The organism is Aggregatilinea sp., assembly GCF_036822615.1.
In the GTDB taxonomy this organism is placed as follows: domain Bacteria; phylum Chloroflexota; class Anaerolineae; order Aggregatilineales; family Aggregatilineaceae; genus Aggregatilinea.
Genome location: NZ_DAISHJ010000180.1, coordinates 1 through 7,148, shown reverse-complemented (window position 1 = coordinate 7,148; position 7,148 = coordinate 1). Strand labels below are relative to the sequence as shown.

The 7,148-nt window shown below is 64.6% G+C and carries 7 protein-coding genes; all 7 read right to left on the bottom strand.

What is annotated here, in order from left to right; translation table 11 throughout:
• The coding region (locus tag V7116_RS24825; RefSeq protein ID WP_324394690.1) for a phospholipid carrier-dependent glycosyltransferase at nt 1-663 on the bottom strand (663 nt) is incomplete at its 3' end.
• Between the two features lie 138 nt (nt 664-801).
• Nucleotides 802-1,299, bottom strand: a complete 498-nt coding sequence (locus V7116_RS24820) for an acetyl-CoA carboxylase biotin carboxyl carrier protein subunit (RefSeq protein ID WP_324394689.1) — start codon at nt 1,297-1,299, stop codon at nt 802-804.
• Between the two features lie 23 nt (nt 1,300-1,322).
• Nucleotides 1,323-2,636: a peptidylprolyl isomerase gene (locus V7116_RS24815; RefSeq protein WP_324394688.1), complete on the bottom strand. Its 1,314-nt coding sequence runs from the start codon at nt 2,634-2,636 to the stop codon at nt 1,323-1,325.
• Between the two features lie 156 nt (nt 2,637-2,792).
• Nucleotides 2,793-3,887 (bottom strand): calcium/proton exchanger, encoded by a 1,095-nt coding sequence (gene cax / locus V7116_RS24810; protein ID WP_324394687.1) that lies wholly within the window; start codon nt 3,885-3,887, stop codon nt 2,793-2,795.
• A gap of 124 nt (nt 3,888-4,011) precedes the next feature.
• Entirely contained in the window at nt 4,012-4,623 is a 612-nt protein-coding gene (locus tag V7116_RS24805; protein WP_324394686.1) for a hypothetical protein, read from the bottom strand.
• Nucleotides 4,624-4,736: 113 nt separating this feature from the next.
• Nucleotides 4,737-6,251: an acetyl-CoA carboxylase biotin carboxylase subunit gene (gene accC / locus V7116_RS24800; protein ID WP_324394685.1), complete on the bottom strand. Its 1,515-nt coding sequence runs from the start codon at nt 6,249-6,251 to the stop codon at nt 4,737-4,739.
• A gap of 356 nt (nt 6,252-6,607) precedes the next feature.
• Nucleotides 6,608-7,148 (bottom strand): hypothetical protein (locus V7116_RS24795; protein WP_324394684.1); only part of this gene is annotated, 541 nt, incomplete at its 5' end.

Here is a 7,148-nt window from a genome sequence, read left to right as displayed (position 1 = left end):
CACGCCAAACGCGGCATATCCGGCCCACAGGCGCGCGGGCGTCGCGGCGCGGGTCTGTTCGCGGGCCAGCCACACGGCGACCAGCACCACCAGCGTCCCAAACCCGAGCAGCGACCCTTCCATCATCGCGCGGCGGCCATTCAGCAGCACGGCGGGATCGGTCGCCAGAACGAGGCTGGCGATCCAGGCCGCGATCCGGCTTCCGGTAGCGAATCGCGCGATGCCGAAAACCGCGATCACGCCCAGCGCCGTCAGCAGCGCGGACGACAGCCGCGCGGCGCGCAGCAGCCGCTCGCCGGGTATGTGCCCCAGCGCCGCGTTGACGTCGTAGTCCACGTCCCAGGCCCACGGTCCGTTGAGATCGTCCACGCTCAGCCCGGCCAGGTCCCAGGCCAGGCCCATCGCCATTTTGCCGACCGTGCCGTTGAGGATGCGCAGTTCCTGCGCCGCCGGATCCGAGGGGGAAAGCTCATAATAAACCGCGCTGAAATCGTGCTGTTGGACGAGCGTCGCGTAGTCGCGGCTCATGAAAACCAGCGAGGATTCGTCACCGTGGAAAGGGATGTCCGAAACGCCTGTCACCACGTAAGCCGACAGCGCCGCCAACCACACGACGTCGAGCACCCGCGCGATCCACCGGGACAAAACGGTCACCTGCCGCATGCAGCATCCTAGCCGAACCCGGCGCGCCGGCCCTGTACCGGGACGCGCCGTAAAAATGCCCGCCAGAGCGCCTTCACCCTGGCGGGCCGATTATATCCTACCTGCGAGGCACGCGGCCCCCGCTTGACCTACGCGATCCTACGTGAGCGTGACCAGCACCTTGTTCTGCTCCACGCTGGCGCCGGTCGTCACGTGGACGCGGTGGATCGTGCCGTCGCGCGGGGCTTTCAGCTCGTTTTCCATCTTCATCGATTCGAGGATGATCAGGGTTTCGCCCTTGCTCACCTGCTGCCCCTCCTCCACCGGGATGCGTACGATCAGGCCCGGCATCGGGGCGCGGATGTGCACCTCGCCGGAGGTGTCGCCAAAGTGCATAAACGCGCTGGAAAGACGGCGGCTCCGCTCGTCGGTGACCTGCACTTCGAACAGGTTGCCGTTCATCAGCACGTTCAACACCTCGTCGCGCTGGTCCACCACGGCCTCGAAGCTGCAGTTGTCCAGCAGCATCGAGTACAGCTCGCCTTCCCGCAGCACGCGGAAATCAAGCTCGTGTTCCTCGCCGTTGACCAGCAGGCGGCCATCCTCGTTGATCTCGATCTCGTAGGTCTTGCCGTTGACTATCGTCTGGTACTTCATGCGCGCCTCGACTGCCCTTACGGTTATTCTGCGGTGGTGGCGGCGTTCCCGCGATCGAGAACACCCAGGAACGCGTTCACCAGTTCCGCCGACACCGATTCCACAAACTCGGTGGCGTTGGGGCTGGAGTCCGCGTTGATCGCGCTGTCCGCCAGCGCGACCTCGACCACGATCATGTAGCGGCCCTGCGGCACTTCCACGCGGTAGAACGTGCCCTCGCCGCAGATGTCCGAGGGGCGCGTGTACAGGTGCCCGTCGAGGCTCACCGTCGACGCATCCGTCTCGAACACGCCCAGGTCGGTCCACTGGCTCGCCCAGGTTTCGTCCGCCATAACGGCCTGCGCCGCGTCCGCCGCGCCGAAGTCCGCGATCTGGTAGCTCAGGTACCAGATCGGCAGCGTTTCGGGATCGACGCACTCGTCCATCAGGAAGCCGACCGACGCCGTGCCGACCAGCCCACGTGCTTCCAGGTCGCTGCGTGCCGCCTCGACTGCCGCATCGCCGCCTTCACCGGCCCACAGCGCCGCCGTCCCATCCAGATCCAGCGGACCGGTCGCTTCAGGCACAGCGGGCAGCACGTCCTGCATGCCATCGACCGCTGCGTTGAGCAGGATCTGGAAATGGTCCACGCTCGGCGACGCGTCCGGCGTCACCGTCACGGCAGCAGGATCGTCCACGATCACGACCGTCTCAAGCGCGTCGCCTTCGTAGCTGGGGGCGGAGTTCGGATCGCGCGGGGTGAGCAGTTCGGCCACGTCCATGCCCTGAAGCACGTTGCCGAAGATGGTATGCGCGCCATTGAGCCAGTCGGTCGGGCCGTAGGTGATGAAGAACTGGCTGCCATTGGTATCGGCCCCGGCATTCGCCATCGCCAGGATGCCGTAGCTGTCGAAGGTCAGGCCGTTGTCGGTTTCGTCCTCGAACGTATAGCCCGGACCGCCCGATCCTGTACCGGTCGGATCACCGGCCTGGGCCATGAAGCCCGGAATGACGCGGTGGAAGGTCGTGTTGTTGTAGTAGCCCTGCTGCGCCAGGAACACGAAGTTGTTCACGGTGACCGGCGCGAGGTCTTCGAACAGATCGACATAGATCGGTCCCTGCGCGGTGCAGAAGATCGCGCCGTAATCGACGCCGTCTTCCAGCACGTCTTCAGCGGAATCAAACTGCGTGGCTTCCGGCTCGGCAAGGTCCGCCGTCGCCGCGTCGCAGATCTCCGCCGGGGTTTGCGCGCCCTCTTGCGCGTGCACGGACTGCGCCGGATAGCTGACGGCGGATACCGGCAGCGCAATCACCACGGCGGCGGTAAGCACACTCAACAACCTGCGGCTGAACTTCATTCGCTTCTCCTCATCACAAACACGGGCGGCTCAAGTGCGCCCCTCAAGTTTTCAGTGGTACGGCAAGCGTGAACCCCACTGGGCGCTGCCTGTCTCCCCTCTCCAACTTGATTGGAGAGGGGCCGGGGGTGAGGTCTGCTTTTGCCCTTGGCGCGCTCAGTGCGTCGCCAGGGTCGCTTCGGGCAGCAGGAAAAACGCCAGCCCGATGATTAAATACACGGCCAGCAGCATCACACCCTCAAGCCAGTTCGATTCGCCGTCCTCCGCGACCATCGCGGCGATGTACGACGCCGCCGCCAGCGCGATGACCTCCGGCAGCGTGAAGGCCAGGATCAGCTTGTCCTCGAACAGCAGGCTGATGAACACCAGCACCGGCGCGACGAACAGCGCGATTTGCAGGCTGGAGCCAAGCGCGATCGATACCGACAGCTCCATGTGGTTTTTGATCGCCTGCTGGACCGCGACGAGATGCTCCGCCACGTTGCCGATGATCGGCACGATGATCACGCCGACGAACAGCTCGCTCCAGCCCAGTTTTTCAACCACCGGCTCGACGGTGCCCACCAGGAATTCGGACATGGCGACGATCGCCAGCGTGGCGAAGACCAGCACGCCGATCGCCGTGCGCGTGGACCACTTCGGCTCGTGGTGCACTGTAGTGCTCTCGGCGGGGCCGCCGCCTGCAAAGAACGAATAGATGATGTTCGCCACGTAGAGCGCGATCAGGATGACCGCGATGCCCTCGCTGAGCAGCAGTTCGGAGCGGAAGGCGTCTTGCTCTACGAACGTCGCATCGAACAGCGACGGGATCGCCAGCGCCATAAACGCCATGATCAGCAGTGTGGCGTTCATGGTGGCGACGCGCCGGTCAAACTTTTGCAGCCCGTTCTTGAGGCCGCCCGCCAGAATCGACGCGCCCATCACCAGCAGCAGGTTGCCCAGCACGGAGCCGATCAGCGAGGCGCGAACCAGCTCAAGCAGCCCTTCGCGCAGCGCAAATATGGTGATGATCAGCTCGGCGGCGTTGCCCAGCGTCGCGTTCAGCAGCCCGCCGACCTGCGGGCCGGTCCGTGCCGCGATTTCCTCGGTGCTGCTGCCGATCAAGCCCGCCAGCGGCACGATCGCCAGCGCCGACGCGCCGAAGATCAGCACGTCGTCTGCGCCCATCACCCGCAGGATCACCGCAATCACCACAAACACAAGCAGGGTGTTCAGGCTCAACAAGTTCTTCACGATAGATGAGGACGACATCCAAGACCTTTCACGTTCTGGCGGCACAACCCTCGTGTGCCGTTCGCTGATTGCATCAAGAGCCGGGCTTCAGGGGCATCGTGCGTGTCACTCCGGCAGGTGGAATAAGCCCCATATCCAGGTTCTAGGGCTGTTCTTCGGTGATATACAACTGCCCGCTAATTTTGCCGGGGCCGCCCTGCACCGCGACATAAACAGGATAATCTCCGGCAGCCATCGAATCAAACGTCAGCTCGCTGCCCGGGCTGGCATCGATGGTGCACCACCACGTTTGCTGGACGGAGTCCCACAGCAGCATGGCCGTGGCGCTGCCGTCGTCCGCCAAAAAGCCAATGCGCAAAAAGCCCGTATCAGACAGCAGGTGGAGTTCGAACACGGGCAGCTCCGCCGAGTACACCCCCTGCGCGCACGGATCGCCGATCATCGCGTAGGTATCCACCGGCCCGCCCACGGTTACGTCGTTGAACACCATCGGGCTGAAGCCCGCGTTCGTCTGGACCCACACCAACTGTGAGCCGGACGGCTGCGGCGTACCGGTCGCGGCGGGCAGTTCCGTCGGCTCCGGCTGCACCGGGGTGACCCCGGCGGTCGGCGTGCGTTTTTGCCCCAGCACCCCGGCGACGTTCAGCGTCGGCGTCGGGTTGCCCTGCGCCTGAACGCCCACCGGCCCGAACGCGATCGCAAGGCCCAGCACGACCATCATCCCCACCACAGGCAAAATCACCGTCTTGCGCATGTTTTCCTCCTGCAACCAGGATCACCGAAGGCCATCAGCAGCATCTCTCCGCGCCGGTTCAGCACGCCGGAGAGACGAAACACCCAGGCAAGACAGTCAGGGGATGCGGGTCGCTAGCGGTGCATCCGTTCGTAGCGCCCGATCCACTTCCAGTTGGACGCGTCACGCTTGGGCCGCGCCACGATCTGCGACGCCTGCTGCCGGTACAGGTGCTCGACGACCGTCGCCAGAATCGCGGCGACTTCTTCGTCCTGGCTGTTCTGCGCCTCGTCCTGCATCGGCAGATATTCTTCCACGAACTGCGTATCGTAACGCCCCGCCAGAAAGCGCGTGCTGTCGATCAGCTTCTGGTGGAAGGGCAGATTCGTCTTCAGCCCCATGATCTTATACTCGGCCAGGGCGCGGCGCATCCGCAGCAGCGCTTCACCGCGCGTCTCGCCCCACGCGATCAGCTTGGCGAGCAGTGCGTCGTAATAGGGCGTGACCTCGTACCCGGCGTAAATGCCGCTGTCCAGGCGGACACCCGGCCCGGTCGGTGAGACGTGCACCGAGACGCAGCCGACCGACGGCAGGAAATTGTTATACGGGTCTTCGGCGTTAATGCGGCACTCGACCGCCCAACCCTTGAGCGTGACGCCGTGCTCCGGCCCCATACGCCGCCCGCGCGCGATGCGGATCTGCTCCTTGACCATGTCCACACCCGTCACCAGCTCGGTGACCGGGTGCTCGACCTGCAAGCGCGTGTTCATCTCGAGGAAATAGAAATTCTTATCGGGATCGACCAGAAATTCGACGGTTCCGGCGTTGACGTAGTTGACCGCCTGCGCCGCGCGGATCGCCGCCGCGCCCATGCGCTCGCGCAGGTCGTCATCCATGAACGGGCTGGGCGATTCCTCGAACAGCTTCTGGTGGCGGCGCTGGATGCTGCATTCGCGCTCGCCCAGGTGGATCGTATTGCCGTGCTGGTCGGCCAGAATCTGAAACTCGATGTGGCGCGCCCCTTCGAGCAGCTTTTCGAGGTATACGGTTCCATCCCCGAAGGCGGCTTCGGCCTCACGGTGCGCCGCTGCCAGCGCCGAATCAAGCTGGGACGGTTCGCGCACCACGCGCATCCCCTTGCCGCCGCCGCCCGCCGCCGCCTTGACCATCAGCGGGTAGCCGATGGAGGGCGCCGCCGCGCGCAGCTCGTCGTCGTTGAGGCCCGGCTCCGTGCCCGGCACCACCGGGACGCCCGCCGCCATCATGATCTCGCGGGCCGCGAGCTTGTCGCCCATGCGCGCGATGGCATCCGGCGACGGGCCGATGAAGACCAGCCCGGCATCCTCGACGGCCTGCGCGAACTCCGCGCGCTCGCTGAGGAAGCCATAGCCGGGATGGATCGCGTCCGCGCCGGATTTCCGCGCCACGTCGATCAGCTTGCCGATGTTCAGGTAGCTTTCACGCGGAGCAGGCGCGCCGATAGGATAGGCTTCGTTGGCGTAGCGCACGTGCAGCGCCTCGCGGTCCGCCTCGGAATACACGGCGACGGTCTGGATGCCGCCCAGTTCGCGGCAGGCGCGGATAATACGCACGGCGATCTCGCCCCGGTTGGCGACGAGCACTTTTCGGATCAGAGTCGTTTCGGTCATGGCACAGCCTTTTAGCACTTAGCGATCAGCAGTTAGCGGTTAGCTCAAAAAGCTGAAAAGCAGATGTCAGTGATGAGCAGTTAGCAAAAACCAGAGTAAAGGCACCTCACCCCCAGCCCCTCTCCAATCAAAATTGGAGAGGGGAGACAAACCTTGCCCCTGTAGGGGCGGGGCTTGCTCCGCCCGGCTTCTGATTTGTTTCTCTTCCCTCCGCTTGCGTGGGGAAAGGGGGGCAATCTCGTGAATCGTGTTGCCGGAATTTAAAAGTTAAAGAGCATTGAATTGCCCCTACGACATGCGATTTTCGCGGTATTTGGGAATGGAGAAGTTTTTAGCTCTTAGCTAACAGCTCATTGCTAACGGCTAATTGCTTCCTTCTCCCACTCGACCGCGCCGCGCGCCAGCGTATGCGTCTGGTCGAAATCCCCGCACGCGGACGTGACTTCCATCTCGATCTTGTCGCCCGGCCCGGCAGCGCGCAGCGCGTCCAGGGACGCCCGCCACGGCTCCGGCACGATCCCCTCGCCGGGGATCGCAGCCCGCAGCGCGACGTGGCTTTGAATGCGGTAAAAGTCCCAGACCCACAGCACTTGAAGCTGCCGCGCCGCGTCGAAGCCGCTCCACACCATGTCCTTGTCGGTGGAGCGCAGCAGCGCCATGCGCAGCGCATCGTAAGACAGCCGCTTCTCGCGCCCGGCGCGCAGCGTGATCGCCACGTTCAGCGCGGCGGGCGATCGCGCGGGTCCGGTTTCGTCCGGCCCGTAACGCGGCACGCCGTCCATGCCGAAGCACGCGCAGTTTTGCGACGCGACCGTGCGCAGCGTGGCCGAGGTCTGGGCGACCAGCCACCGCCCGGACGGAGTCGCGGGTTCCGGCTGCGTCTCCGGCTCGGCGGTC

Excerpts from the sequence above, each read along its gene's own strand:
- accC (WP_324394685.1), bottom strand. The coding sequence starts at position 6,251 with ATGACCGAAACGACTCTGATCCGAAAAGTGCTCGTCGCCAACCGGGGC.
- cax (WP_324394687.1), bottom strand. The coding sequence starts at position 3,887 with ATGTCGTCCTCATCTATCGTGAAGAACTTGTTGAGCCTGAACACCCTG.
- V7116_RS24815 (WP_324394688.1), bottom strand. The coding sequence starts at position 2,636 with ATGAAGTTCAGCCGCAGGTTGTTGAGTGTGCTTACCGCCGCCGTGGTG.
- V7116_RS24820 (WP_324394689.1), bottom strand. The coding sequence starts at position 1,299 with ATGAAGTACCAGACGATAGTCAACGGCAAGACCTACGAGATCGAGATC.
- V7116_RS24805 (WP_324394686.1), bottom strand. The coding sequence starts at position 4,623 with ATGCGCAAGACGGTGATTTTGCCTGTGGTGGGGATGATGGTCGTGCTG.